Origin of the sequence: Kitasatospora sp. NPDC058965, from assembly GCF_042741245.1 — a bacterium.
Taxonomy (GTDB): domain Bacteria; phylum Actinomycetota; class Actinomycetes; order Streptomycetales; family Streptomycetaceae; genus Kitasatospora.
The window spans coordinates 4,199-28,458 of the sequence record NZ_JBHYKG010000082.1 but is presented as its reverse complement, the minus strand read 5'-3'; the positions used below and the strand labels follow the sequence as shown (position 1 = coordinate 28,458).

The window sequence follows — 24,260 nt, the reverse complement described above, 5'->3', positions numbered from 1 at the left end:
TTGTTCCTGCCCACGTGGCGTCTCCTGCCGGGGTTGGTGACCCTGTTGCGTGGGTTCGGCCCGGCCGCGGCACTGTGGGGTCGGTCACCCGCCCCGGCCCACCCGTCAGGAGGTCCGGCGCACCATGCCGATCCGCGAGCGGGTGAGCAGCGCGGCCAGCCCGGCCGCCAGCAGCGGCAGCGCGACCAGGGTGAGTGCGATGTCCAGCCACGGGAAGGCGAGCACCACGTGGTCGGCCGGCCCGCCGTAGCGGGCGGCCGCGGCCAGGCCCTTCGCCTCGCGCAGCGCCACCGCCGGGACCGCGCCGCACACGGTGCCGAGCACCGTCCCCATCGCCGCGATCACCCCGCACTGGAGTCCGGAGAGCCGGCGGCGGATCCGCGGCTCGGCCCCGACCGCCGCCAGGGTGGCCAGGTCCTGCTGCGAGTCGGCGGCGGCCAGGCCGGTGGCGATGCCCGCCGCGCCCAGCGCGACCAGCGCCGCGAACGCGGTGAGCCCGAGCTCCATCGCGGAGTTGGCGGCCCGGTAGCCGCGCTCCACCTGGAACTGCCAGCTGATCACCCCGAGCTTGCCCAGCGCCCCGAGCGCCCGCTGCTCGGCCGCCGCGGAGGGCACCGCGGCCGGCCGCCAGACCGAGCCGGCGTCGGCGGTGGCCAGCCCGTACCGGGCCACCAGTGCCGGGGCGAGGTAGCTGGTGCCGAGCGTGGTCACGCCCTTCGCCAGCACCGCGTCCACCAGCTGGTCGTGGTCGGTCCACGCCGGGTTGCCCGGGTCGGACTGGTACTGCAGCCGCAGCACCGCCTTGCCGTTGTCGATCATGGCGGGGTCGAAGACCACCAGCTTGCCGTCGGCCGCCGCCCGTTCCACCGCCGGGTCCTGGACCCCGAACAGGTTGGGCAGCAGGGTCGGGTCGCCGGAGACCAGCTGCCCGAACGGGGTGATGTCGACGTGGGTGAAGCAGCGCGGGTCGCGGGCCATGGCCGGGTCGTACGCCCCCGGACCGCTGTGGTCCGCCAACGGGCACCGCTTGGCCGGCGGTGCGACCAGGCTGACCGCTCCGGGCGCGTGGGCGCAGGCGGCCTCCTTCACCAGGCAGCCGCCCGGGTAGTCGACCTGCAGCACGTCGGCCCGCTCGCCGAGCCCGGGCATCGCCTGTTCGACCGCGGCGCGCTGCGGCGCCAGCGGCGCCACCGCCGTGGAGCCGAAGCCGACCAGGGTGACCGCCCCCGGCGGCACGGTCGCGGTGTAGTGCTCGCGCATCTCCTGGTCGTTGCTGGCCCCGTAGATGCCGACCGCGACCGCACCGGCCACGGCCGCCATCACGGCCGCCACCGCCGGCGAGGTGCGGCCGCGGTGGCGCACCGCGTCGCGCAGGGCCAGCCGCGGCGTGAGCGGCAGCAGCCGCCCGAGCCGCCCGAACAGGCCGACCAGCACCGGGGTGCAGGCCACCATGCCCAGCTCGGCCAGCACCGAGCCGCCCAGCACCGCGGTGTTGCGCATCCGCCCGTCACTGACCCCGAGCAGGGCCAGCGCCCCGCCGCCCAGCAGCATCAGCAGGCCCAGCACGACGAGCCGGCGCGGTGGCGCCTTGACCTCGCCGCGCCCGGTCAGCGCGGACAGCACCTCCGTCCGCCCGGCCTGCACGGCCGGCACCACCGCCGCCAGCAGCCCGGTGACCAGGCCGAGCGCGGCCACCCCGAGCAGGTCGAGCGGCGCCACCCCGAACGAGCCGAACCGCGCCCCGGACGCCTGCTCCAGCCACGGCCGGGCCACCAGCACGCCCAGCACCGCGAGCAGCACTCCGAGCACCGCCCCGGCCAGCCCGATCACCAGTCCGCCGCCCAGGACCACCGCGCGCACCTGCGCCCGGTCACCGCCGCCGGCCGCGACCAGCCCCAGCTGGCGCCGGGACCGCCGGGCGCCGACGGCGAACGCGGGGCCGGCCAGCAGCACCACCTCCAGCAGCGCCATGCCGACCACGGTGATCAGCACCACGGTGGTGGAGTCGTCCAGGTAGCCGCCCTGCTGGATGCCGTACCGGTAGTAGGGGACCTGGTCGCGGGGCGGCGGACGGAGCGCGACCGCGCGCGAGCTGGCCGCGAAGCCGTGCGCGTTGAGCTGCTGCACGCCCGCCCAGTCCAGCGCGGCGCCGGCCGGCAGCCGGACCAGCCAACCGTTCGGCCTGGGCGGGGTCAGTCCCGCGGGGAGCGCGCCGGCCAGCGTGCCGGGCCGACCGACCGCCTCGACCAGCCCCAGCCGGTCCGGGCGCTCGACCACCCCGGTGATGGTGAAGCTCTCCCCGTGCTCACCGCCGAGCACGGTGCCGGCGCCGAGCTTCAGGCCGGCGCCGTCCAGGAAGGCCTGGGTCACCGCGAGCTGGTCGGCCCGGACCGGGGCGCTGCCCGCCACCAGGTCGAGCCGGCCGTGCCAGACCGGGTCGGTCAGGTCCGCCTCGGTCACCTGGGTGCGCAGCAGGCCGTCCCGGCTGCGGGCCATCGTCTCGGTCTCGGTCACCGGCAGCAGCACCGAGCCGGACGGCAGCAGGCGGCCCGCGAGCTCGGCGGGGTCGGCGGTCTGCTCGGCCTGTTGCTCGGGCGTCTGCTGGTTCGGTGGCGTGAACTCGCCGCGCTGGCCGTCCCAGGCCATCGGGGCCTGGCGCACGTGCAGCCCCGGCGCGTCGAACTGCAGCAGCACGTCGGCGCGGCCGAGCTGACGGTCCACCTGCTGGAGGGGGGTCAGCGTGGTGCTGCGGTAGACCACGTCGGCGCCGGCCACTCCGACCACCGGCAACGCGATCATGGCCAGCACCAGGGCGCTGCGGCCCTTGGCGCGCAGCGCGTCGCGGCGGGCGATCCGCAGCGCGGCCCGCAGGGCGGAGAGCCTCACTCCTCGCCCCCCTGGGCGTTCCCGGTCGCGGCGACCAGCAGCTCGTCGGCGCTGAGCCGGCCGGTCTCGTCCACCAGCCGTCCGTCGCGCAGGAAGACCACCCGGTCCGCCCAGGCGGCGTGCCGGGCCTCGTGGGTGACCATGACGGCGCCCGCGCCCGCGTCGCAGCGCGCCCGCAGCACCGCGAGCACCGCCTCCCCGGTGCCGGAGTCCAGTGCGCCGGTGGGCTCGTCGGCCAGCACCAGGTTGCGCCCGCCGATCAGGGCCCGGGCGATCGCGACCCGCTGCTGCTGACCGCCCGACATGTCGTCGGGGAACCGGTCGGCCAGCTCCTCGATGCCGATCTCGGCCAGCGCGGCCAGCGCCTCACGGCGGGCGGTGCGGGCCGGCACCCCGTCCAGCTCGCGCGGCAGCATGATGTTCTCCGCCGCGGTCAGGGCCGGGATCAGGTTGTAGTCCTGGAAGACGTAGCCGACCGCGCGCCGGCGCACCTGGGCCAGCCGCTTGCGGGAGAGCTCGCCCAGCGAGCTGCCCTGCACCAGCACCCGGCCGCCGGTCGGGCGGTCCAGCCCGCCGGCCAGGGTGAGCAGGGTGGACTTGCCGGAGCCGGAGGGGCCCATCACGGCGACGAACTCGCCGGCGTGCACCGTCAGGTCCACCGCCCGCAGCGCGTGCACCTCGGCGGCGCCCTGTCCGTGCACCCGGGACACCTGGTCGAGCTGGAGTATCGGCTCGGTCGTGGTCATCGTTCCCCCTGTCGTTGCTTGTTGCGCCCGCGCACCGTGGGCGCGGGTTGGGGCGCGGGCACCGCCTGCGGGCGGTGCTGCGCCAGCCGGGTCTCGCAGTGGTCGAGCCAGCGGACCTCGGCCTCGGTCTGGAAGATCAGCTGGTCGAGCACCAGCAGCCAGGCGAGCTCCGCGCCGCCCGCCGCGGGATCGGTCATCCCGGCCAGCGCCCGGGCCTTGAGCCGGGTGTAGTCCTGCAGCGCCTGGATGCTGTGCCGGCGCTGCCCCTGGACCACCGCGTGCACGTCCACCCCGGGCACGGTCACCGCCATCGCCAGCTTGATCGCCAGCTCGTCCCGCGGCGGGTTGGTGCGCGGCACCGGGGTCTCGAACCAGCTGCGCAGTTCGGCCCGCCCCCGGTCGGTGACCCGGTAGTAGACGTGGCCCTCCTCGTCCTCGCCGTCCGGCAGCACCAGGCCGTCCCGTTCCAGTCGCCCCAGCGTGGTGTAGACCTGACCGACGTTCAGCGGCCAGGTCGCGCCGGTGCGTTCCTCGAACTCGGTCCGCAGCTGGTAGCCGTAGCGGGGGCCCTGGTCGAGCAGGGCGAGGAGACCGTGTTTGATGGACATACCGAGTATGTATACCCGGTATGCGGCAGGGTCACAAGCGCCGGACCGGGCCGTCGCGCCCCGCGCGCCCGGCCGCAAGGCGTACCGTCACCAGGTGTGAGCCCACTGCGCATCGCGACCTTCAACCTGCTGCACGGCCAGCCGCTGGCCGCCGACGGCAGCCCGCTCCCCTACCCCGCCGAGGCCGCCGAACCGCTGCACGAGGCGATCGCCGCCCTCGACACCGACGTGCTGGCGCTCCAGGAAGTGGACCGGCACCAGCAGCGCTCCGGCCTGACCGACCAGACCGCGGTGGCGGCCAAGGCGATGGACGCGGCCGACTGGCGGTTCGCCGCCGCACTGCACGGCCGCCCGGCGCCGGTGGCCGGCTGGCTCCGCGACCCCGAGCCGACCGGCCTGCGGGTCTACGGCCCCGAGGACCTGGGCAGCGCCACCGACCGCCCCTCCTACGGCACCGCCCTGCTCAGCCGGCTCCCGGTGCGGCACTGGCGGGCCCGGCGGTTCGCGCCGGCGCCGTTCGGGCTGCCGCTGCGGGTGGCCGGCCGGCGCGGACTGACCCCGGTGCCGGACGAGCCGCGGGCCGCGCTGGCCGCGGTCCTCGCGGGCGAGCGGGGGGAGTTCACCGTGGTGGCCACCCACCTGTCGTTCGTGCCCGGCTGGAACATGGCCCAACTGGCCGGCATCCGCCGCTGGATCGCCGACCTGCCCCGGCCCTACCTGGTGCTGGGCGACTTCAACCTGGTCGGCCCGGTGCCGCGCACCGTGCTCGGCTCGGCCACCGCGCTGGACCGGGCCCCGGCCTCGCCGCGCCGGATCCGCGAGCTGCGCGCCGCCCGGCACGCGCGCGGCGCACTGCCCGCCGGGCGGCGGCGCGGCCGCGAGCCGGGCGCCCGGCTGCAGGGCTGGCACGACCTGGCCCGCACCCCCACCTACCCCTCGCACCGGCCGGCCGTGCAGTTCGACCACGTACTGGCGGTCGGCGTGCCGCGCACCGCGGTCGGCACCGTGGCCGCGCCCCGGGTCGGGGTCTCGGACCACCGGCCGCTGCTGGTCGAGGTCGACCTGTGAACCGACCGGCCGCCGGCCCCCGGGCCGGCTACTGCCGCGCCAGGTGAACGTTCTGGTGCGGCAGTTGCTGCCCGCCGGCCGGGGCCGGCTCGTACTGCAGCAGCAGCATCGCCGCGTCGTCGCCGAGCTGGCGGCCGACGTGGCGCACCACGTCCTCGTGCAGCCGGCGCAGCACGTCCACCGGACCGCCCTCCGCACACCCCGGCAGCCGCTCGGCCAGCGGGTAGAACCGCCCGGCCCGGTCGCGCGCCTCGATCACCCCGTCGGTGTAGAGCAGCACCCGGTCCCCCGGCGCGAACGGCACCCGCTGCACCGGCGGCGCCACCAGTTCGGGGTCGAGCACCCCGAGCGGCGGCACCGTCTCCGCCAGCTCCAGGGCCCGCACGGTGCCGTCCGCGGTCAGCAGCAGCGGCGCCGGGTGGCCGCAGTTGACGATCTCCGCGGCGCCGTCCGGGCCGACCCCGATCAGCACCAGGGTGACGAACTCCTCCTCCACCCCGGGGTGGTCGTTCTCGTGCAGCGCGCGGTCCAGGCTGACGGCCAGCCAGCCGGCCACCCGGTCCAGCGCCGGCTCCTGGTGCGCGGCCTCCCGGAAGGCGCCCAGCACGGCGGCCGCCGTCTCCACCGCGTTCAGCCCCTTGCCGCGCACGTCGCCGACCACGGCGCGCACCCCGTGCCGGGTGTTGACCACCTCGTACAGGTCGCCGCCGATCCGGGCGTGCGCGGCCGCGGCCGCGTAGTGCACGGCGGCCCGCACGCTGCCGACCCGGTCGGGCACCGAGCGCAGCAGCACCCGGCGGGCGATCTCGGCCACCAGCTGGGCGTCGGCCAGCGCCTGCTCCTGACGGACCCTCAGGGTGGCGCTGACCCAGCTGATCGCGGTGACCAGCGCGATGGCGAAGACGGTGGCACTGTGCACCGACTCGCCCAGCACGTTGTTGTAGGCGGCCATCACGAAGGCCGCCGCCTCGGCCATCAGGCCGGTCAGGATCGGGTACCAGACCCGGCGGCTGACGATCGCCGCGAGCGCCGGGACGGCGGTCAGGGCGGGCTCGACCGTCACTTCGAGGGTGCTCAGGTAGTCCAGGCCGATCACCAGCGCCATGCCGATGAACGGCAGCGCCAGGGCGGTGCGGGGCCAGGTGCCCGTCGGGCGGACGGTGGCCGGGCCCCGGTCCGGGCCGGCCAGTCGGCCGGCCGCACTCGACGTCCAGGTCGCGATCAACTTCCCCATCGCGCTCAACTTAGGTGTCTCCAGCAGAAGGTGCCCGCGCCGACGGCAGCTGGGGCGATGACTGAGGGTGATGATCGGGGGCCGGACCGGTGGCCGCGCAGACGTGGGTGACCGGTTACCGACCCCACAATAGGCGCGAAACGTGCACTCTGCATCGGTTTCGCGCGACCGTGTGACGAATTGAATGCTCTCTGTGACCTCTTAGTCACTCTTCCCGATCAGGAGCGTTTCCAACGCGTTCCGGTCAGGAAGTCCTACCGGTCTTTCGATCCGACCGCTGCGGATGAAGCAGAACGCCGCGGTGACCTGCTCCAGCGGCAGGCCGTGCTGCTCCGCCCAGGCCAGCCGGTAGATCGCCAGCTGCAGCGGATCCGCCCGCTCGTCGTGGCCGGTCTTCCAGTCCACCACCTCGAAGCGTGACCCTGACTGGCCGTCACCGACCCGGTAGACCGCGTCGATCCGGCCGCGCACCACCCGACCGGCCAGCACCACCTGCACCGGCGCCTCCACCCGGTGCGGGCGCAGCGACGCGTACGGCCCGCGCAGGAAGGCCTGCTTGAGCTGCTCCAGGTCGTGCTCGTCCGCGATGTCCTCGGCCTCGTCGAACCCCGGCAGCGCCTCCGGCTCCAGCAGCGGCAGCGGCGCGTACTGGGCCTGGATCCACGCGTGGAACCGGGTGCCGCGGCGGGCGGCGGTCTGCGGCGGCCGGGGCAGCGGGCGGGCCAGCTCCTTGGCGAAGCCGTCCGGGTCGGCCGCCAGCCGCATCAGCTGGGTGGCCGACAGGGCGGGCGGCAGCGGGACCTCGCGGACCCCGCCGCGGGACCGGGTCAGCTCGCCGAGCAGCGCGGTCAGGTCGCGGTCCCAGGAGTCCACCAGCCGCTGCTCCTCCGGGACCAGCCGCTCGGGCGCCGGGGCCGGCTCGCCCGCCAGCCGGCGGCGCACCACCGCCGCCACCCGCTGCCGGGCGTGCCGGGCGGCCGGGTCCAGCGGCAGCGGCCAGGGGGTCTCGGCCGCGGCCCGCAGCGCCGGGTTCTCGGCGTCGGCCACCGGCGGCTCGGCCCACTGCTCGACCTCGCCGGCCCCGGGCCGCTCGGCGTGCGCGCGCAGCGCCTCCAGGTACTCGGAGGGGCCGCGCACGGTGGACTGGGTCGGCCCCCACCAGTGGCCGGAGGCCAGCAGCAGGGTCCGCGGGCGGGTCACCGCCACGTAACCCAGGCGCAGCTCCTCGGTGGCGGCCTGCTCCTTGAGCGCGGTCCGGAACGCGGTCATGCCCTTGGCGGTCCAGGCCGGCACCTCGGGCAGGGTCGCCGCGTCACCGCGCAGCGGGTACGGCAGCACCGGGCGGCGGCCGGTCCACCGCTCCCGCGACCGGTTGCTCGGGAACGCGCCCTTGACCAGGCCGGGCAGCGCCACCACGTCCCACTCCAGCCCCTTGGCCTTGTGCACGGTGAGCACCTTCACGGTGTCCTCGCCGCCCGGCAGGCCGGCGTCCAGCCCGCGGTCGTACTCCTCGGCGGCGCGCAGGAAGGCCAGGAAGGCGGACAGGCCGGGGTCGCCGTCCAGGTCGGCGAAGCGGGCCGCCACGTCCAGGAAGGCCTGCAGGCTCTCCCGGCGACGGGCGGCCAGCGCCTGCGGGGAGGCGGCCAGCTCGATCTCCAGACCGGTGACCGCGAGCACCCGGTGCAGCACCTCCAGCAGCGGCTCGGCCAGCGCCCGGCGCAGCTCGCGGATCTCCCGCGCGCAGTGCGCGAACCGGGCGCGGGCCTCCGGTGAGAACGGCAGCTCTGCCCCGGCGTCCGGCCGGGAGGTGCCCCCGTGCTGCCCCGCGTCCAGGAAGGTCTCCAGCGCGTCGCTGAGCGAGACCACCTCGGTCGGGTCGGTCTGGGCCACCGCCGCCGCCAGCGGATCGGTGCCGTCCAGCGCGGCGGTGCTCACCAGCGCGGCGGCCCGGCGGCCGAGCAGCGCCAGGTCGCGCGGGCCGATCCGCCAGCGCGGGCCGATCAGCAGCCGGACCAGGGCCGCATTGGCGGTCGGGTCCTGCAGCACCTCGCAGACCGCGACCAGGTCGGCCACCTCGGGCAGCTGCAGCAGCCCGCCCAGGCCCACCACCTCGACCGGGACCTGCCGGGCCACCAGGGCCGCGTGGACGTCGGGGAAGGTGGCCGCGCCGCGGCAGAGCACGGCGATCGCCCCGGGCCGGGTGCCGGTGGCCACCAGGTGGGCGATCGAGTCGGCCAGCCAGTCGACCTCGGCCGCGTGGGTGGGCAGCAGGGCGACCCGGGCCAGGCCGTCCAGCTCGGCCCCGGGCGCCGGGCGCAGCGCCTCGACACCCTGGTGCAGCGTGCGCAGCGGACCGGCCAGCTCGTTGGCGAAGGCGAGCAGCCGGCCGCCGCTGCGGCGGTTCTCGCTCAGCGCGTAGCGGGCCGCCGGGGTGGCGTCGGCCTTCGGGAAGTGGCCCGGGAAGTCGTCCAGGTTGGCCACCGAGGCACCGCGCCAGCCGTAGATCGCCTGGCACGGGTCGCCGACCGCGGTGACCGGGTGGCCGGCGGACTCCGGACCGCCGAACAGGCCGGCCAGCAGCAGCCGCTGGGCCACCGAGGTGTCCTGGTACTCGTCCAGCAGCACCACCCGGTACTGCTCGCGCAGCAGCCGGCCCACCTCGGGCCGCTCCAGGGCCAGCCGGGCCGAGGCGGCTATCTGGTCGCCGAAGTCCATCAGGCCCGCGGCCCGCTTGCGGCGGCGGTACTCCTCGACCAGCGCGAGCAGCTCCTGGCGGCCGCGGGCGGCCTCCGGGACGTCGCGCAGCTCCTGGTTGGTCAGCTTGGTGACGGCCAGCTCGTCCAGCAGGGCGCGGTCGAACTCGCGCAGCCGGGCCGGCGGGACCAGGTGCTCGGCCAGCTCCGCGTCCAGCGCGGTCAGCTCGGCCACCAGCGCGCTGAACCGGTCCCTGAGGTGCGGGAACGGACCGCGGGCCGAGCGCAGCACCTTGGCCGCCAGCTGGAACCGGGTGGCGTCGGCGAGCAGCCGCACGTCCGGCTCGATGCCGATCCGCAGGCCGTGCTCCTTGAGCAGCCGGCCGGCGAAGGCGTGGTAGGTGGAGATCTCCGGCTCGCCGGCCACCGGGTCGTCCCGCAGCCCCGCCCGGGCCAGTGCGGTGCGCACCCGCTCGGCCAGCTCGGCGGCGGCCTTGTTGGTGAAGGTCAGCCCGAGCACCTGCTCCGGGGCCACCGCCCCCGAGCCGACCAGCCAGACCACCCGGGCGGCCATCACCGTGGTCTTGCCGGAGCCCGCCCCCGCCACGATCACGGCCGGCTCCAGCGGCGCCCCGATCGCCGCCATCTGCTCGGGGTTGAACGGGATGCCGAGCAGTTCCTTGAGCTGGTCGGGGTGGCTGAGCATCGGACCACGGTAACCGGACCGGCGGACAGCGCGCCTACTCGACCAGCTGGCGGCCGTCCCGCTGGGCCGAGCAGCTGCGCTTGAAGGAACAGGTGCCGCAGGCCTCGCCGGTGCTCGGGACGAACCGCTCGGCCAGCACCCGGCCGGCCGCGTCGGCGAGCAGGTCCTCGATCCACGGCCCGCCCTCGGGCGGCGGCTGGTGCTGGACCTTGGGCGCGTCGGGGAGCTTCTTGTCCTCGAACCGCAGCTGGACCAGCTCGGCGCCGCCCAGCGGCGGGCGCTCGTTCAGCAGCGGGTCCAGCGCGCCCTCGCGGACCGCCAGCTGGTAGACCGCCAGCTGCTTGTGCTCGGGCAGCGACTTGTCGGTGGGGGCCCGCTTGCCGGTCTTGAAGTCGACCACGTAGGCCCGGCCGAGCGCGTCCTGCTCGACCCGGTCCATCACCCCGCGGATCCGGACCGAGACCTCGCCCACCGGCAGGGTCAGGTCGAAGTCGTGCTCGGTGGCCAGCGTGCTGCGCCCGCGCTCCAGCACGTGCCAGTGCAGGAACCGCTCCAGCGCGGCCCGGGCCTGGGTCTTCTCCTGGTCCGACTTCCAGGGCGCGTCGAAGGCCAGGGCGTCCCAGACCGTGTCCAGCCGCTCCAGCAGCACCGCCAGGTCGGCGGGGGTGCGCCCGGACCCGACCTCGTCGGCCAGCGCGTGCAGCACGTTGCCGAAGCCCTGGGCGCCGGAGGTGGCGGTCTGCGCCTTGACCTCCTTGGTCAGGAACCACTGCAGCGAGCAGGCGTCCAACTGCTCCAGGCCGCTGCCGGACAGCTGCACCGGACGGTCCGGCTCGCGCAGCGGGACCGGGTTGCTGGTCGGCTCGGCCATCCCCCACCAGCGGTCGGGGTGGGCGAGCGGGACCAGGGGCGTGCCGGCCTGGTCGGCGGCGCCGGCCAGCGCGGCCAGCCGCTCGGCGGCGGTGCGGCGCAGGGCGGGCGAGCGGGTCGGGTCGACGGTGACCGCGCGCAGCTCGGCCACCAGGGCGGCGACCGAGAGCGGGCGGCGCGGACGCTGGGTCACGTCCGCCACGACGGCGGGCGGGGTGCGGCGCAGCACCTTGCCGGTGCGCGGGTCCAGCTCCTCGCGGTAGAGCTCGCGCAGGAACCGCGAGGGCTCGTCGCCGTCCTCGGCGGCGGCCTTGACCGCGGTGACCACCAGGCGCTCCTTCGCCCTGGTCGCGGCGACGTAGAAGAGGCGGCGCTCCTCGCCCAGCAGGGCGGCGGGGGTGAGCGGTTCGGCCAGGCCGTCGCGGCCGATCCGGTCCGCCTCCAGCAGCGAGCCGCGCCGGCGCAGGTCCGGCCACAGGCCCTCCTGCACGCCGGCCACCACGACCAGGCGCCACTCCAGGCCCTTGGCGCGGTGCGCGGTCATCAGCCGCACCGCCTCCGGGCGGGCCGTCCGGACGGTCAGGGTGTCGGCGGCGATGTCCTGGGCGGACAGCTCCTCCAGCAGGTCGAGGGCGCCGCGGTGGCCGGTGACCTGGTCCTCGGCGCGGGCGGCGGTCTCGAAGAGCGCGCACAGGGCGTCCAGGTCGCGGTCGGCGTTGCGGCCCACCGTGCCGCCGCGCAGCGCGGCCCGCTCCAGGCGCTCGCGCCAGCGCGGGCTGCCGTCCCAGAGCTGCCAGAGCGCCTCCTCGGCGGTACCGCCGCCGATCAGCAGGTCGCGGACCTTGCGCAGCAGGGTGCCGAGCTCGCGGGCGCGGCGGGCGGGGGCGCTGTCGAGCATCACCAGGCGCTCGGGGGCGGCGAGTGCCTCCCGGATCAGCTCCTGCGCCGGGCGCACGACCAGCCGGCCGCGCCCCGGCAGCGCGCTCGGGGCGGCCGGCGCTCCGTGCAGGAGGTCGGTCTCCTCGGGCGCGGCCAGGAGGAGCACCTGCGCGTGGGGCTCGGCCCACTCCGCCTCGGCCCTCTCCTCGTCGGGCAGCGGGGCCGCCTCCCCGTCCTCCGGCAGCAGGCCCGCTTCGTCCAGGAGCGCGGCCCACTCCTCCTCGGGCAGCGGGTGCGCGTCTCCGGGCTCCCCGGGCGGGCCCGCCTGAGGGGGGATCGTGACCGTTCCGCCCCGCTGTTCCTCGCGGAGGGCGGCCCGCTCCTCCTCGCGCAGGTCGCGGCCCAGCCGGCGCAGGTCGGCGCCGTCCAGGGCGGCGAGCGGGCCGGTGAGCAGGGTCTCGGCCAGTTCGGCGGTCAGCGGATCGTCACCCGAAGCCGGCCCGCCCGCCTTCTCCCGCGCGGCCCCCTCGGCACAGACCCGCAGCGCCAGCAGCAGCGGGACCACGGCCGGCTCCTCGCGCAGCGGCACGTCGTCCCCGTCGATCTCCAGCGGCACCCCGGCCGCGCTGAGCGCCCGCCGCACCCCCGGGATCGCCCTGGCCCCGGCCCGGACCAGCACCGCCATCTCGCCCCACGGCACCCCTTCCTCCAGGTGCGCGCGGCGCAGCAGGTCGGCCACCGTCTCCAGCTCGGCCCCGGGCGTGGGGAAGGTCAGCACCTCCAGTTGACCGGGCCCGCCCTCCCGGCCCGGCAGCAGCGCCCGGTGCTGGGCCAGCTTCTCGGCGGGCAGCCGGCCCATCGGCAGCCGGCCGGCCAGCTCCCGGGAGGCGGCCAGCAGCACCGGCGCGGACCGGCGGCAGACCCGCAGCACCTTCACCTCGGCCGGTCGTCCGTCCCGGTGCGGGAACTGCTGCGGGAAGTCGAGGATCCCGTTGACGTCCGCACCGCGGAAGGCGTAGATCGACTGGTCCGGGTCCCCCACCGCGACCAGCGTCCGCCCGCCGCCGGCCAACTGCTGCAGCAGCCGCACCTGGGCCGGGTCGGTGTCCTGGTACTCGTCCACGAAGACCGCGTCGTACCGGCTCGCCAGCTCGCCGCCGACCCGCTCGGCCAGCAGCACGGCCCGGTGCACCAGCTCCGCGTAGTCCAGCACCCCGCGCAGGTCCAGCACGTCCAGGTAGTCGGCCAGGAAGCGGGCCGCGGCCGACCAGTCCGGGCGCTGCACGCCGGCCGCGAACCGGGCCAGCTCGGCCTCGCCCAGGCCCAGCTCCCGGCTGCGGGCCAGCACCGCGCGCACCTCGTCGGCGAAGCCGCGGGTGGTCAGGCAGGCGCGCAGGTCCAGCGGCCAGCCCATCCTGCCCGGCGCGCCGCCCGCGGCGTCCTCGGCGTCACCGGCCAGCAGCTCGCGGACCATCACGTCCTGCTCCGGGCCGGAGAGCAGCCGCAGCGGCTCGGCGAACCGCTCGGGCTCCTGGTGGGCCCGCAGCAGCGCGTAGCAGAAGGAGTGGAAGGTGGTGGCCTGCGGCGCGGCCGGCAACCGCACCGCCATCCGGTCGCGCAGCTCCATCGCCGCCTTGCGGCTGAAGGTGAGCACCAGGATCCGCTCCGGGTCGGTGCCGCGCTCCACCCGCCGGGCCACCGCCTCCACCAGCGTGGTGGTCTTCCCGGTCCCGGGGCCGGCGAGCACCAGCAGCGGACCGTCCGCATGCTCGGCCACCGCCTGCTGGTAGGGGTCCAGCACCGGCGGGGCGGGCGTCGCGAGCGGGCTGCGCACCAAGCGGTAGGGGGAGGCCACGGAAGTCCTCGGGTCAGGAATCGGGGACCCTACAGCCTACGAGACCGCGGGAGCATTCCCGTCAGCGGCCGTCCCACCGGGCTCGGCGCAGGTCCAGCTTCAGCTGCTCGCCGCTCTCCCGCAGCGGGGTGCCCTCGGTCCGGTAGGCGGCCAGCGCCCGCAGCTCGTGGCCGGGCAGCAGGCCGCCGTCCGCCCGGACCACCCGCCACCAGGCCACCGCACCGCCGTACAGCGCCATCACCCGGCCCACCTGGCGCGGACCGCCCTGTCCGAGGAACTCGGCGACGTCCCCGTACGTCATCACCCGCCCCGGCGGGATACGGTCGACCACATCGAGCACCAACTCGGCGAACGGGGGCAGGTCTGCGGCGGGGCGAGGGCCCGCGCTGTTGTCCGTCACTCGGGCATTCTTGCCCATCCGGACCAGCCGGCGATCTCCTGCGGGGTATTCGCCGCGCCCGGCCCGGCCCCTGTCCGGCGGCGGGGTGCCCGGCATGCCACCATCTTCCAGGCGGTGAGTGGTGATACGAGGACAAGACCAGATGACCGGGACGGCTGACGTGGACGTGGACCAGGGCTCGAACGAGTCCACCCCCGCACACCCAGCGGCCGGGCCGGGCCGGGAGCCGAAGGTCTCGCTGGAGAAGCCGGCCAAGCCGGCTCCCGCCGCCGAGCCCGGGCCGGCCCCCCAACCGCTCCCGGTGCCCGAGCCGACCGCCCCGGCCGAGCCCGCCCCCGCCCCGGCCGCACCGGCCGGGCCCGCGGCCGAGGACGACCACTCCCTCGCGGTGGACGAGCCGCTGCTCGCCGCCCGGGCCCACCGCCCGTCCGACCTGATCCGCTTCGTCGTCGGCCTGCTCGGCATCGTCGCGCTCTTCGTGATCGCCAACATCGCCACCTCGACCACCAGCGGCATCGAGAAGGACATCCACGCCAACATCCGGCACGTCACCCCGTGGCTCTCCACCCTGGGCAGCCTGCTGTCCGGGGTGGCGGTGCTCGGGGTCCCGGTGGCCTTCGCGGTGGAGCGGCTGATCAAGCGCGACGGCCTGCGGGTGGCCGACGGCGTGCTCGCCTCGGTGCTGGCCTACGGGGTGTCGCTGGCGGTGGACTGGTGGGTCGCCGAGGGCGCCACCGAGAGCATCCGCACCGCCTTCACCCGGCTGCCCGAGGGCACCGGGTCGATCACCGAGCCGGTGCACGGCTACCTGGCGCCGGTGGTCGCCTTCATGACCGCCGTCGGCATGCACAGCCGACCACGGTGGCGGGTCGCGCTCTGGGTGGTGGTGCTGCTCAGCGGGGCCACCGAGCTGATCAGCGGCAACACCACCCCGCTCTCGCTGCTGCTCACCCTGCTGATCGGCTGGTCGGTCGCCTACGGGACGCTCTACACCATCGGCTCGCCCAACATCCGGCCCACCGGCCAGCACCTGATGCTGGGCCTGCGCCGGGTCGGCTTCACGCCGCGCACCGGCTACCGGGCCCCCGACGCGCCCGGCGGCACCCGGCGCTACTTCGTCCAGCAGCAGGACGGCCCGGCGCTGGACGTGCACATCATCGACCGCGAGCAGCAGGCCTCCGGCTTCTTCTACCGGGCCTGGCGGCGGCTTCGGCTGCGCTCGGTGGCGGTGCGGCGCAGCCCGCAGTCGCTGCGCCAGGCGCTGGAGCAGGAGGCGCTGATCGCGTACGCGGCCAGCGCGGCCGGGGCCAACGCACCGCAGCTGGTGGCCACCTCGGAGCTGGGGCCGGACGCCGCGATCCTGGTCTACCAGAAGATCGAGGGCCGGATCCTGGACGAGCTGACGGACGACCAGGTCACCGACGAGGTGATGGCCTCGTTCTGGGAGTCGGTCGGCGCGCTGCACGGGCGCCGGATCGCCCACCGCCGGCTGACCGGCGAGTCGCTGCTGGTGGTGGACGAGAAGCGCGGGGCCCTGGTCAACCTCTCCGGCGGCGACATCGCGGCCGGCGACCTGACGCTGCGGATCGACGTGGCCCAGCTGCTCACCACCTTCGCGCTGCGGGTCGGTCCGGAGCGCGCGGTGGCCGTCGCCAACCGGGTGCTGGGCGCCGACAAGGTGGCCGCCGCGCTGCCGCTGCTGCAGCCGGTCGGGATGAGCCGGCAGACCCGGGCCGACCTGGCCAAGCAGGTCAAGGAGCGCAAGGCCGCGGCCCAGGCGCTGGCGGTGGAGCAGGTGGCGGCCGGCGAGCAGACCCAGGCGCAGGCCGAGGAGGACATCGCGGCCGCCGGCGAGGACCTGCTCTCCCGGATCCGGGCGGAGATCCTGCAGATCGCCCCGGAGGCCCCCGAGGCCCCGGCCAAGCTGGAGCGGCTCAAGCCGAAGACCCTGATCACCTGGATCGCGCTGGCCTTCGCCGCCTACCTGGCGGTGACCACGATCCAGCCGGGCCAGCTGAAGCTCTCGCACATGAACTGGGGCTGGACCGCGGTGGCGGTCACCGCCGCCGGGCTCAGCTACGTGGCCGCCGCGATGAGCCTGACCGGGTTCGTGCCGGAGCGGCTGCCGTTCGGGCGGACGGTGGCGGCCCAGGTGGCCGGCTCCTTCGTCAAGCTGGTCGCGCCGGCCGCGATCGGCGGCATCGCGCTGAACACCCGCTACCTGCAGAAGGCCGGCATCCGGCCGGGACAGGCGGTGGCCAGCGTGGGCGCCTCGCAGCTGGCCGGCCTGGGCGGCCACCTGCTGCTGCTGTTCTGCTTCGGCCTGATCACCGGCAGCCAGAACGGCGGCGAGGTGGGCAACCAGCGGGCGGTGATCATCGGGGTGCTGACCGCGGCGGTGCTCTCGCTGGTGATCGCGGCGGTCGGTCCGCTGCGGCGGTTCGTGGTGAACCGGGTGCGCTCGCTCTTCTTCGGCGTGGTCCCGCGGATGCTCGACCTGATGCAGACCCCGAGCAAGCTGTTCAGCGGCTTCGGCGGCATCGTGCTGCTGACCCTGGCGTTCACCGCCTGCCTGGACGCCTCGCTGCGCGCCTTCGGCGGCTCGATGAGCTTCCCCGCGGTGGCGGTGATCTTCCTGACCGCCAATGCGGCCGGTTCGGCGGTGCCGACGCCGGGCGGGATCGGCGCGGTCGAGGTCGCCATCATCACCGCGCTGGGCCTGGCCGGCCTGCCGGCCGCCACCGCCACCTCGGCGGTCTTCCTCTTCCGGGTGCTGACCTTCTGGCTGCCGGTGCTGCCGGGCTGGATCGCCTACAGCTTCCTGCAACGGCGCGGCAGCCTCTAGCCCCGCCGGACGACGGACGGGCCGGCCCCCACTCAGGAGTGGGGACCGGCCCGTCGGCGTTCGGGAAGGGTCAGTAGACCGGCTTCTCGGGCTCGATCTGGTGGACCCAGCCGATCACGCCGCTGCCCAGGTGGACCGAGTTGGCGAACCCGGCCGCCTTCAGCACGGCCAGCACCTCGGCCGAGCGGACACCGGTCTTGCAGTGCACGACGATCTTCTTGTCCTGGGGCATCCGCTCCAGCGCGCTGCCCATCAGGAACTCGTTCTTCGGGATCAGCACCGCCCCGGGGATGCTGACGATCTCGTACTCGTTCTGCTCGCGGACGTCGATCAGCAGGATGTCCTCGTTGTTGTCCTGCATCTCCTTGAGCTGCTTGGGCGTGATGGTCGAGCCGAGGGCCGCCTCCTGGGCCTCCTCGGAGACCACGCCGCAGAACGACTCGTAGTCGATCAGCTCGGTGACCGTCGGGTTCTCGCCGCAGAGCGCGCAGTCGGGGTCCTTGCGGACCTTGACCTGACGGTAGTTCATCTCCAGGGCGTCGTAGATCATCAGCCGGCCGACCAGCGGCTCGCCGACACCGGCCAGCAGCTTGATCGCCTCGGTGACCTGGATCGAGCCGATCGAGGCGCACAGCACCCCGAGCACGCCGCCCTCGGCGCAGGACGGGACCATGCCCGGCGGCGGGGCCTCCGGGTAGAGGCAGCGGTAGCACGGGCCGTGCTCGGCCCAGAAGACGCTCGCCTGGCCGTCGAAGCGGTAGATCGAGCCCCACACGTACGGCTTGCCGAGCAGCACCGCCGCGTCGTTCACCAGGTAGCGGGTGGCGAAGTTGTCGGTGCCGTCGACGATCAGGTCGTAGCCGGAGAAGATCTCCATCACGTTGTCGTTGTCGAGCCGCTCGTCGTGCAGGATCACGTTGACGTACGGGTTGATCTCCTTGACCGAGTCGCGCGCGGACTCGCCCTTGGAGCGGCCGATGTCGGACTGGCCGTGGATGATCTGGCGCTGCAGGTTGGACTCGTCGACGGTGTCGAACTCGACGATGCCCAGGGTGCCGACGCCGGCCGCGGCCAGGTACATCAGGGCCGGGGAACCGAGCCCGCCGGCGCCCACACAGAGCACCTTGGCGTTCTTCAGCCGCTTCTGCCCGGCCATCCCGACGTCCGGGATGATCAGGTGGCGGGAGTACCGGCGGACCTCGTCTACGGTGAGCTCGTCGGCCGGCTCGACCAGGGGTGGCAGCGACACGGGGACTCCGATGGTCGTCAAACGGTGGTGACTACGCCAACAGTGTCATGCCGGGCCGTTATTCCGAGACGGCACGTCCGAGGGGCGAGACGGCCTCCGCCGGATGGTGGGACCGGACCGCGGGCCGGAACGGCCGGTCCCACCCGGCTCAGACCCGGCAGGCGGTCTCCAGCCAGACGTCCCCCAGCGACTCCTCCAGCGGGGTGTGCGCCCGCCAGCCCAGCCGCTCCCGCGCGGTGCGCACGTCCGCCTGCCGCCACGGCACCGGCTCCACCGGGGGCAGCGCGGGCGCGGCGGGCGGGGCGGATGTGAGGTTCGTCATGGCCCGGGTGGCCGGGTCGGCCGCGGCCTGGGCCGGCACCAGGGCCGGCGGGCGCAGCTCCTCGGTCAGCGGGCCGTCGAAGCCGGAGACCCGCACCAGCAGGTCGGCCGCCTCCCGGGCCCGCACCGCGTGGCCGGTGCCGATGTTGATCACGCCGGTGGCCGCCGAGACCGCGGCCGCGCGCACCGCCCGGGCCACGTCCCGCACGTCCACGAAGTCCCGGAAGGCGGACAGGTCGGGCATCCGCACCAGCGGCTCCTGCTGCTCCAGCGCCCGCCGCAGCCCCTCGGCCAGCCGGCCGAAGAGCGAGGCGGCCGGGGCCCCGGGGCCGACCACGTCGAAGACCCGCAGCACCGCCGCGTCCAGCCCGGAGGCCAGCACCAGTTCGGCGCCGGCCAGCTTGGACACCCCGTACGGGCCGACCGGCCGCGGCTCGGTGGTCTCCGCTACCGGCACCCCGAACGGGACCGGGCCGTACTCGGCGGCCGACCCCAGGTGCACCAGCCGGGCGGGCTCGCGACTGCGCCGGATCGCCTCGCAGACGGTCGCCACCGCGAGCGCGTTGGCCCGCACCAGGGTGCGCGGGGTGCCGTAGGTGGCCCCGGCGCAGTTGATCACCACCTGCGGCGCCACCGCGTCCAGGAACCGGGCCAGCGCGCCCGGACTCCCGGCGGCCAGGTCGAACCGGATGTCGGCGGCGTCCCGCCGGCCCAGCACGGTGACCTGCAGGTCGCGGTCCTGCAGCAACCGGTCGGCGACCCGGCGGCCGATGTACCCGCCGGCCCCCAGCAACAGCACCCTCATCGGGCGTCCTTCCACGAGAAACTGACTGAAGAGAACGAACTGGCCGCCCGTCGGGAGCGGCTCAGCGGTGCGCGCCCGGCTCGCCGACGACCCGCCAGCCGTACGGCAGCAGCACCGCCGCCAGCGACCCCGCGGCCAGCGCGGTGAGCGCGCCCGGACCGGTCGCCCAGGCCGGCAGCGCGCCCAGCGCCCGCAGGCCCGCCAGCAGTGCGCCGAGCCCGGTCGCGCCGAGCAGCGCGGCCGCACCCGCCGGCCCGCCGCCGCACCGGCGCAGCACCGCCGCGCCGACCAGCAGCAGCCCCACCGCCGCCTGCCCGGCCCACTGGGCCGGACCGGCCCGCTGCACCACCTCGTGCAGCAGGCCGCCCGCCACCGGCCCGGGGCGCGGCGCCAGCGCGGTGAGCACCGCCAGCGCCGCGAAGCTGGTCACCGCCAGCGCGGCCAGCTGCAGCCCGACCGCCACCGGCAGCACCGGGCGCATCCGGGCCCGGAACTCCGCGGCGGTGGCGGCCGAGCGCAGCTGCACCTGCCCCGCGTGCCGCACCCAGCGCGCCGACCAGTCGGCCGGCCCCGCGGCGGCCCAGGCCGCCACCGCCAGCGCGGCCGGCACCCGCGCCGCGCCGGGCCCGCCGGCCGGGCCGAGCACCGTGACCAGGGGCAGCAGCACCACGCCGAGCACCCCGACCAGCCGGCCCACCCGGTCCCGCCGGCGCACCGGCACCGGCGGGACCGGCCCGCCGACCGGCGCCCGGACCGCGGGCTCGGCGGGCCGGCGCGGCACCCGGGCGAACAGCTCCTCGGCCAGCGCGAAGACGTCCGCGTGCCGGTAGCGCCCGGCGGTGGCGGCGGCCACCCCCGCCTCCTCCAGTGCGGCGGCGATCTCCAGCGGGTGGGTGGCCCGCTCGCACAGCTCCCGGTGCGCCGCCATCAGCTCCCGCACCGGGTCCGCCACCGGCTGCGGCGGCCCGGGCGGGGCCGGGCGCTCCAGCCGCATCAGGGCACCCGCGCCATCGCCCCGGCGCCCCGGGCCGCCGTCCCCGCTATGGCGGGGCCCTGCTCCTCCTCGCCCGCCACCCAGTACTCGGCGGGCCGGGCGAACGGGCGCGGCACCGCCCCCGGGCGCCGCTCGACGGCCGGGAAGGCCGGCCACTGCGAGACCAGCTCCAGGTACACCTCCCGGAACGCGGCCGTCACCGGCTCCACCGCGAACCGCTCCTGGGCCCGCAGCCGCCCGGCCAGGCCCAGCCGGGCCCGCCGCTCCTCGTCCCCCAGCAGGGCCAGGCAGGCCACCGCCAGCGCGGCCGGGTCGCACGGCGGCACCAGCAGGCCGGTCGGCCCGACCACCTCGCGGGCCACCCCCACGTCGGTGGCCACCAGCGCGCGGCCGCTGAGCATCGCGTCGGCCAGCGGACGCGGACGGGGCAGCGAGCGGGCCGAGAAGACCGCGACGGTGCCGCCGCCCCAGACCTCGGCCGCCGAGCACGGCCGCTCGGGGAACTCCACCTGCCCGGCCACCCCGAGCCGGTCGGCCACCGCCAGGCAGTGCGCGCGGTACCCCGGCAGGCCCTCCGGCCCGTGCATCACCAACCGGGCCGCGGGGAGCTCGGCCCGGATCCGGGCGAAGGCGTGCAGCACCAGCTCGGGATCGGCGGCCGGCTCCAGCCGGCCGGCCCAGACCAGGGTCGGCTGCTCCGGCTCGGGCCCGGCGGGCGGGCGGGCCACCGCCGGCAGGCCCTGGTAGACCACCCGGATCCGCTCCGGTCTCGCCCCGCAGCGCAGCTGCCACTCGCGGTCGTAGCCGCTGCCGGGGGTGAGCAGCGCGGCCTGCCGGTAGGTCTCGGCGGTGAGCAGCCGGAAGAAGCTCAGCAGCAGGGCCCGGACCGGCCACCGGTAGGGGGCCTGCCGGTAGCCCAGGTACTGCTCGCGCAGGTGCAGCCCGTGCTCGGTGAGCACGAAGGGCACCCCGTACCGCTCCTTGGCCACCAGCGCGGGCAGCGCGGCCGGGCCGCCGCCGACCACGTGGCACAGGTCCGCGCCGCCCAGGCCGCCCGCGCCCTCCCCGTACCAGTCGGCGGCCAGCGGGCGCAGGCACTGCTCCAGCAGGTCGCCGGCCACCAGCACGTCGCGCACCAGCGGCTGGCCGGCGGCGGTGTCGGCGCCGGGCGAGCGCCAGGTGCGCTCCAGCACCGCGTGGGCGTGGCCGGAGGCGAGGAAGGCGGGCAGCGCGCCGTCCTCCCGGGCCAGCTCGGCCAGCCGGTGCAGCCCGGGCGCGAACCCCTCCCGCGCGTTCGGCAGCACCAGGGCGCGGACCAGCTGCTCGTAGGCCCGGGCGTAGTGCCGGCGGCGGACCGCACCGGGCCGCCGGCCGGCCGGCCGCGGACCGCGCAGCGCCAGGGTGCGCAGTCCCGGGCGGTCCGGCCCGTCCGGGCCGGCCTCGCCGGCCAGCAGCAGGTAGCGCTCGAACTCGTGCTCCGGCAGGCCCTCGACCAGCCGCCCGCACCAGTCGGCCGACGGGCCGGCGGGACGCTGCGGAACGGAGTGGACACCCTCGGTGAGCAGGGCGATGCGCACGACGACCTCCAGGAGGCAGAGCGAAATAGGGACGACCGGACCGCCGGGACCTGCAACTGCGCACTCGGCGGGCCCGCGGCCCGCCCTACCTCACCGGGCGCCCCCACGCCCGAGCACCGACGGGCCCCGCCCGCCCACTGCGCATCTCACACACCCTCGGGCGCCCCCGCGCCCCCCACATCTGTTCGGTCCGACACCACGAAGGTAGAACGGAACCGGCCGCCGGACCGGCAGGCCCACTCGGCGGCCACCTGAACGAGTGAACGCCCGTAACCTGCCGCTCCGTCATCCGTTCCGCGGGCGGCCGTCCTGACGGCGGCTCAGGCCCGCCGCGCCTCCCCGGCGGCGCCCCCGACCTCGTCGAGGAACTCCCGCACCGCCCGGCCGACCTGCGCCGGGTGCTCCATCATCGCCACGTGCCCGGTCGCCGGGATCACCAGCAGCCGGGCGTCCTTGAACGCCGCGCAGGCCCGGGCCGCCGAGCGGTAGGAGACCAGCTTGTCCCGCAGCCCGTAGACCAGCAGCACCGGCACCTCGACCCGCTCCGCCTGGCGCCACAGCGCCTGGTCGCCGCGCTCGGTGTAGGCGGAGACGATCCCGCGCGCCGAGCCGACCAGCACCTGCATCGCGTACGGCAGCCCCATCCGGCGCTTGTACTCGGCCACCGCCCGGTCCCGCTTGTCCGCCGGGATCTCCCGGGCGTTGCCGTAGACCAGGTCGAGCAGCCCGTCGGTGGCCTGCTCCACGCTCCGGCCGCCGGACGGGATCCGGGAGAGCAGCCGGGGCACCCCGGGGATGGCCAGCATCCCGGTCGGCAGCGCCGAGCGCTGCGGCGGCAGCTCGGGCAGCGCCGGGGAGATCAGCGTCAGGCTCCGCACCAGGTCGGGCCGCAGCGCCGCCAGCCGTACCGAGACGGCGCCGCCCAGCGAGTTGCCGATCAGGTGGACCGGCCCGCGCCCGGTCGCCTCCAGGTAGCCGATCACCGCCCGCACGTGGCCGCTGACCGAGAGGTTGCCGTCCAGCGGCGGCGCCGACCAGCCGAAGCCCGGCAGGTCCAGCGCCTCCCCGCGGACCACCCCGTCCAGGTCGGCCATCAGCTCGGTCCAGTTCTCGGCGGAGCCGCCCAGGCCGTGCACGAAGAGCACCTCCGGCAGCCCGGCGGAGGCGTCCGCGGTCGGCCCGGTGACCGAGAGCAGCGCGCCCGGCACCTCCACCGAGCGGGTCCGCCACAGGCCCGGCGGGCGACCGTCCGCACCCCCACGACCGCCCTCGTCCGGCTCCGCCCCGGCCCGCTCCCGCTGCTCAGTGCTCATGGGAGAAGATGGTAGTGAGACTCTGGCGCCGGGCGGGGGCCCGCGCCGTATTGTGGGCATCCGACAAGCCGGGAGCTGTGCTTTTTCCCGTTCGGGCAGGCGCGCCGCCGGTTACTCGAAAGTAGAATCAGCGGCCTGCCGCCAACCGTGCAGTGCCCGACGATGAATTGTGAGGAGCGCCGTGACGGCCATCCAGGAGGCCCAGGACCGCCCGCGCGGCGCACGGCTGCCGCGTAGCGCCCGCCGTGAGCAGTTGCTCGGAGCCGCGCAGGAGGTGTTCGTCGCGCAGGGCTACCACTCCGCCGCGATGGACGACATCGCCGAGCGCGCGGGCGTCAGCAAGCCGGTGCTCTACCAGCACTTCCCCGGGAAGCTGGAGCTCTACCTGGCGCTGCTGGACAAGCACTGCGACGCCCTGGTCGAGTCGACCCGGGCCGCGCTGGACGCCACCACGGACAACAAGCAGCGCGTGGCCGCCACCATGCAGGCCTACTTCGACTACGTGGCCAGCGAGTCCGGCTCGTTCCGGCTGGTCTTCGAGTCCGACCTGACCAACGAGCCCGCGGTGCGCGAGCGGGTGGACCGGGCCTCCGACCTGAGCGCGACCCTGGTCAGCCAGGTGATCGCGGAGGACACCGACCTGCCCGAGGCGGAGGCCAAGCTGCTGGCCGCCGGCGTCTGCGGGCTGGCCCAGATCACCGCCCGCTACTGGCTCTCCCAGGGCCGCGAGATCCCGCGCGACGAGGCGGTCCGGCTGGTCGCCAGCCTGGCCTGGCGCGGCCTGAAGGGCTTCCCGATGCACCCGGCCGACCTGCCCGGGGCCGCGGCCGACAGCTGATCCGCCGCGTCGCCACCCGGTTGCTCTAAGGTGAAGCCGTACGGCGCGGCCACCGCACCACCTGGGCGGCAGCCGCGCGTGGAGGCTGCAACCGGAGGGACCACAGCCGTGGAGGTCAAGATCGGCGTGCAGAACGCGCCGCGAGAGATCGTCATCGAGAGCCCGCAGACGGCGGACGAGGTCGAGAACGCGGTGGCGAAGGCGCTGGACGGCACTGCCAAGCTGTTCACGCTGACGGACGAGCACGGCCGTCGCATCATCGTCCCGTCCGACCGGCTGGCCTACGTCGAGATCGGCGAGCAGGCCGCGCGCAAGGTGGGCTTCGGCACCGTCTGAGCCGCCGCGACCTGCCGGAGTGGGGGGCCGGGGCGGG

At 75.9% G+C, this 24,260-nt stretch carries 16 protein-coding genes; 4 read left to right on the top strand and 12 right to left on the bottom strand.

The features are described from left to right. Positions 1–105: 105 nt before the first annotated feature. The 3 genes from ACFW1A_RS16270 to ACFW1A_RS16260 are packed head-to-tail and all read right to left on the bottom strand — an operon-like array spanning position 106 to position 4,240. Complete coding sequence (locus tag ACFW1A_RS16270; RefSeq protein WP_380409484.1) at positions 106–2,886, bottom strand: FtsX-like permease family protein; 2,781 nt, start codon at positions 2,884–2,886, stop codon at positions 106–108. Next, positions 2,883–3,632 carry an ABC transporter ATP-binding protein gene (locus tag ACFW1A_RS16265; protein ID WP_380409482.1) on the bottom strand — a complete coding sequence of 250 codons (750 nt, stop codon included), beginning with the start codon at positions 3,630–3,632 and terminating at the stop codon, positions 2,883–2,885. The genes ACFW1A_RS16270 and ACFW1A_RS16265 overlap by 4 nt, the downstream gene beginning before the upstream one ends. Continuing rightward, the gene (locus tag ACFW1A_RS16260; protein ID WP_380409480.1) at positions 3,629–4,240 is read right to left on the bottom strand and encodes a PadR family transcriptional regulator; all 612 of its coding nucleotides are present in this window, start codon (positions 4,238–4,240) and stop codon (positions 3,629–3,631) included. The genes ACFW1A_RS16265 and ACFW1A_RS16260 overlap by 4 nt, the downstream gene beginning before the upstream one ends. Before the next feature lie 96 nt (positions 4,241–4,336). On the opposite strand from ACFW1A_RS16260, the gene ACFW1A_RS16255 reads away from it, so the two are divergent. After that, positions 4,337–5,308, top strand: a complete 972-nt coding sequence (locus tag ACFW1A_RS16255) for an endonuclease/exonuclease/phosphatase family protein (RefSeq protein WP_380409478.1) — start codon at positions 4,337–4,339, stop codon at positions 5,306–5,308. Positions 5,309–5,336: 28 nt separating this feature from the next. On the opposite strand, the gene ACFW1A_RS16250 is transcribed toward ACFW1A_RS16255, so the two are convergent. From ACFW1A_RS16250 to ACFW1A_RS16235, 4 genes are all read right to left on the bottom strand, one after another. Further along, positions 5,337–6,542, bottom strand: a complete 1,206-nt coding sequence (locus tag ACFW1A_RS16250) for a PP2C family protein-serine/threonine phosphatase (protein ID WP_380409476.1) — start codon at positions 6,540–6,542, stop codon at positions 5,337–5,339. Between the two features lie 201 nt (positions 6,543–6,743). Further along, positions 6,744–9,941, bottom strand: a complete 3,198-nt coding sequence (locus ACFW1A_RS16245) for a UvrD-helicase domain-containing protein (RefSeq protein ID WP_380409474.1) — start codon at positions 9,939–9,941, stop codon at positions 6,744–6,746. Positions 9,942–9,975: 34 nt separating this feature from the next. Beyond that, complete coding sequence (locus ACFW1A_RS16240; RefSeq protein WP_380409472.1) at positions 9,976–13,545, bottom strand: ATP-dependent helicase; 3,570 nt, start codon at positions 13,543–13,545, stop codon at positions 9,976–9,978. 61 nt (positions 13,546–13,606) lie between these two features. Further along, positions 13,607–13,963 carry an MGMT family protein gene (locus tag ACFW1A_RS16235; protein ID WP_380409470.1) on the bottom strand — a complete coding sequence of 119 codons (357 nt, stop codon included), beginning with the start codon at positions 13,961–13,963 and terminating at the stop codon, positions 13,607–13,609. Positions 13,964–14,087: 124 nt separating this feature from the next. On the opposite strand from ACFW1A_RS16235, the gene ACFW1A_RS16230 reads away from it, so the two are divergent. Beyond that, positions 14,088–16,790 carry a lysylphosphatidylglycerol synthase domain-containing protein gene (locus ACFW1A_RS16230; protein ID WP_380409468.1) on the top strand — a complete coding sequence of 901 codons (2,703 nt, stop codon included), beginning with the start codon at positions 14,088–14,090 and terminating at the stop codon, positions 16,788–16,790. 70 nt (positions 16,791–16,860) lie between these two features. On the opposite strand, the gene moeZ is transcribed toward ACFW1A_RS16230, so the two are convergent. The 5 genes from moeZ to ACFW1A_RS16205 all read right to left on the bottom strand — a co-directional run bounded on the left by moeZ (position 16,861) and on the right by ACFW1A_RS16205 (position 23,049). Then, entirely contained in the window at positions 16,861–18,039 is a 1,179-nt protein-coding gene (gene moeZ / locus ACFW1A_RS16225; RefSeq protein WP_380409466.1) for an adenylyltransferase/sulfurtransferase MoeZ, read from the bottom strand. Between the two features lie 148 nt (positions 18,040–18,187). Beyond that, positions 18,188–19,165: an NAD-dependent epimerase/dehydratase family protein gene (locus tag ACFW1A_RS16220; protein ID WP_380409464.1), complete on the bottom strand. Its 978-nt coding sequence runs from the start codon at positions 19,163–19,165 to the stop codon at positions 18,188–18,190. A 61-nt stretch (positions 19,166–19,226) separates the two neighbouring features. Beyond that, a complete protein-coding gene (locus ACFW1A_RS16215) occupies positions 19,227–20,159 on the bottom strand; it encodes a hypothetical protein (protein WP_380409462.1) in 933 nt (310 codons plus the stop codon). Then, positions 20,159–21,736: a DUF3492 domain-containing protein gene (locus ACFW1A_RS16210; RefSeq protein ID WP_380409460.1), complete on the bottom strand. Its 1,578-nt coding sequence runs from the start codon at positions 21,734–21,736 to the stop codon at positions 20,159–20,161. The genes ACFW1A_RS16215 and ACFW1A_RS16210 overlap by 1 nt, the downstream gene beginning before the upstream one ends. Before the next feature lie 320 nt (positions 21,737–22,056). Further along, positions 22,057–23,049 (bottom strand): alpha/beta fold hydrolase, encoded by a 993-nt coding sequence (locus tag ACFW1A_RS16205; protein WP_380409458.1) that lies wholly within the window; start codon positions 23,047–23,049, stop codon positions 22,057–22,059. A gap of 181 nt (positions 23,050–23,230) precedes the next feature. On the opposite strand from ACFW1A_RS16205, the gene ACFW1A_RS16200 reads away from it, so the two are divergent. Further along, the gene (locus ACFW1A_RS16200) at positions 23,231–23,887 is read left to right on the top strand and encodes a TetR/AcrR family transcriptional regulator (protein WP_380409456.1); all 657 of its coding nucleotides are present in this window, start codon (positions 23,231–23,233) and stop codon (positions 23,885–23,887) included. Positions 23,888–23,995: 108 nt separating this feature from the next. Beyond that, positions 23,996–24,223, top strand: a complete 228-nt coding sequence (locus ACFW1A_RS16195) for a DUF3107 domain-containing protein (protein ID WP_380409454.1) — start codon at positions 23,996–23,998, stop codon at positions 24,221–24,223. The last annotated feature ends 37 nt before the right edge of the window (positions 24,224–24,260 follow it).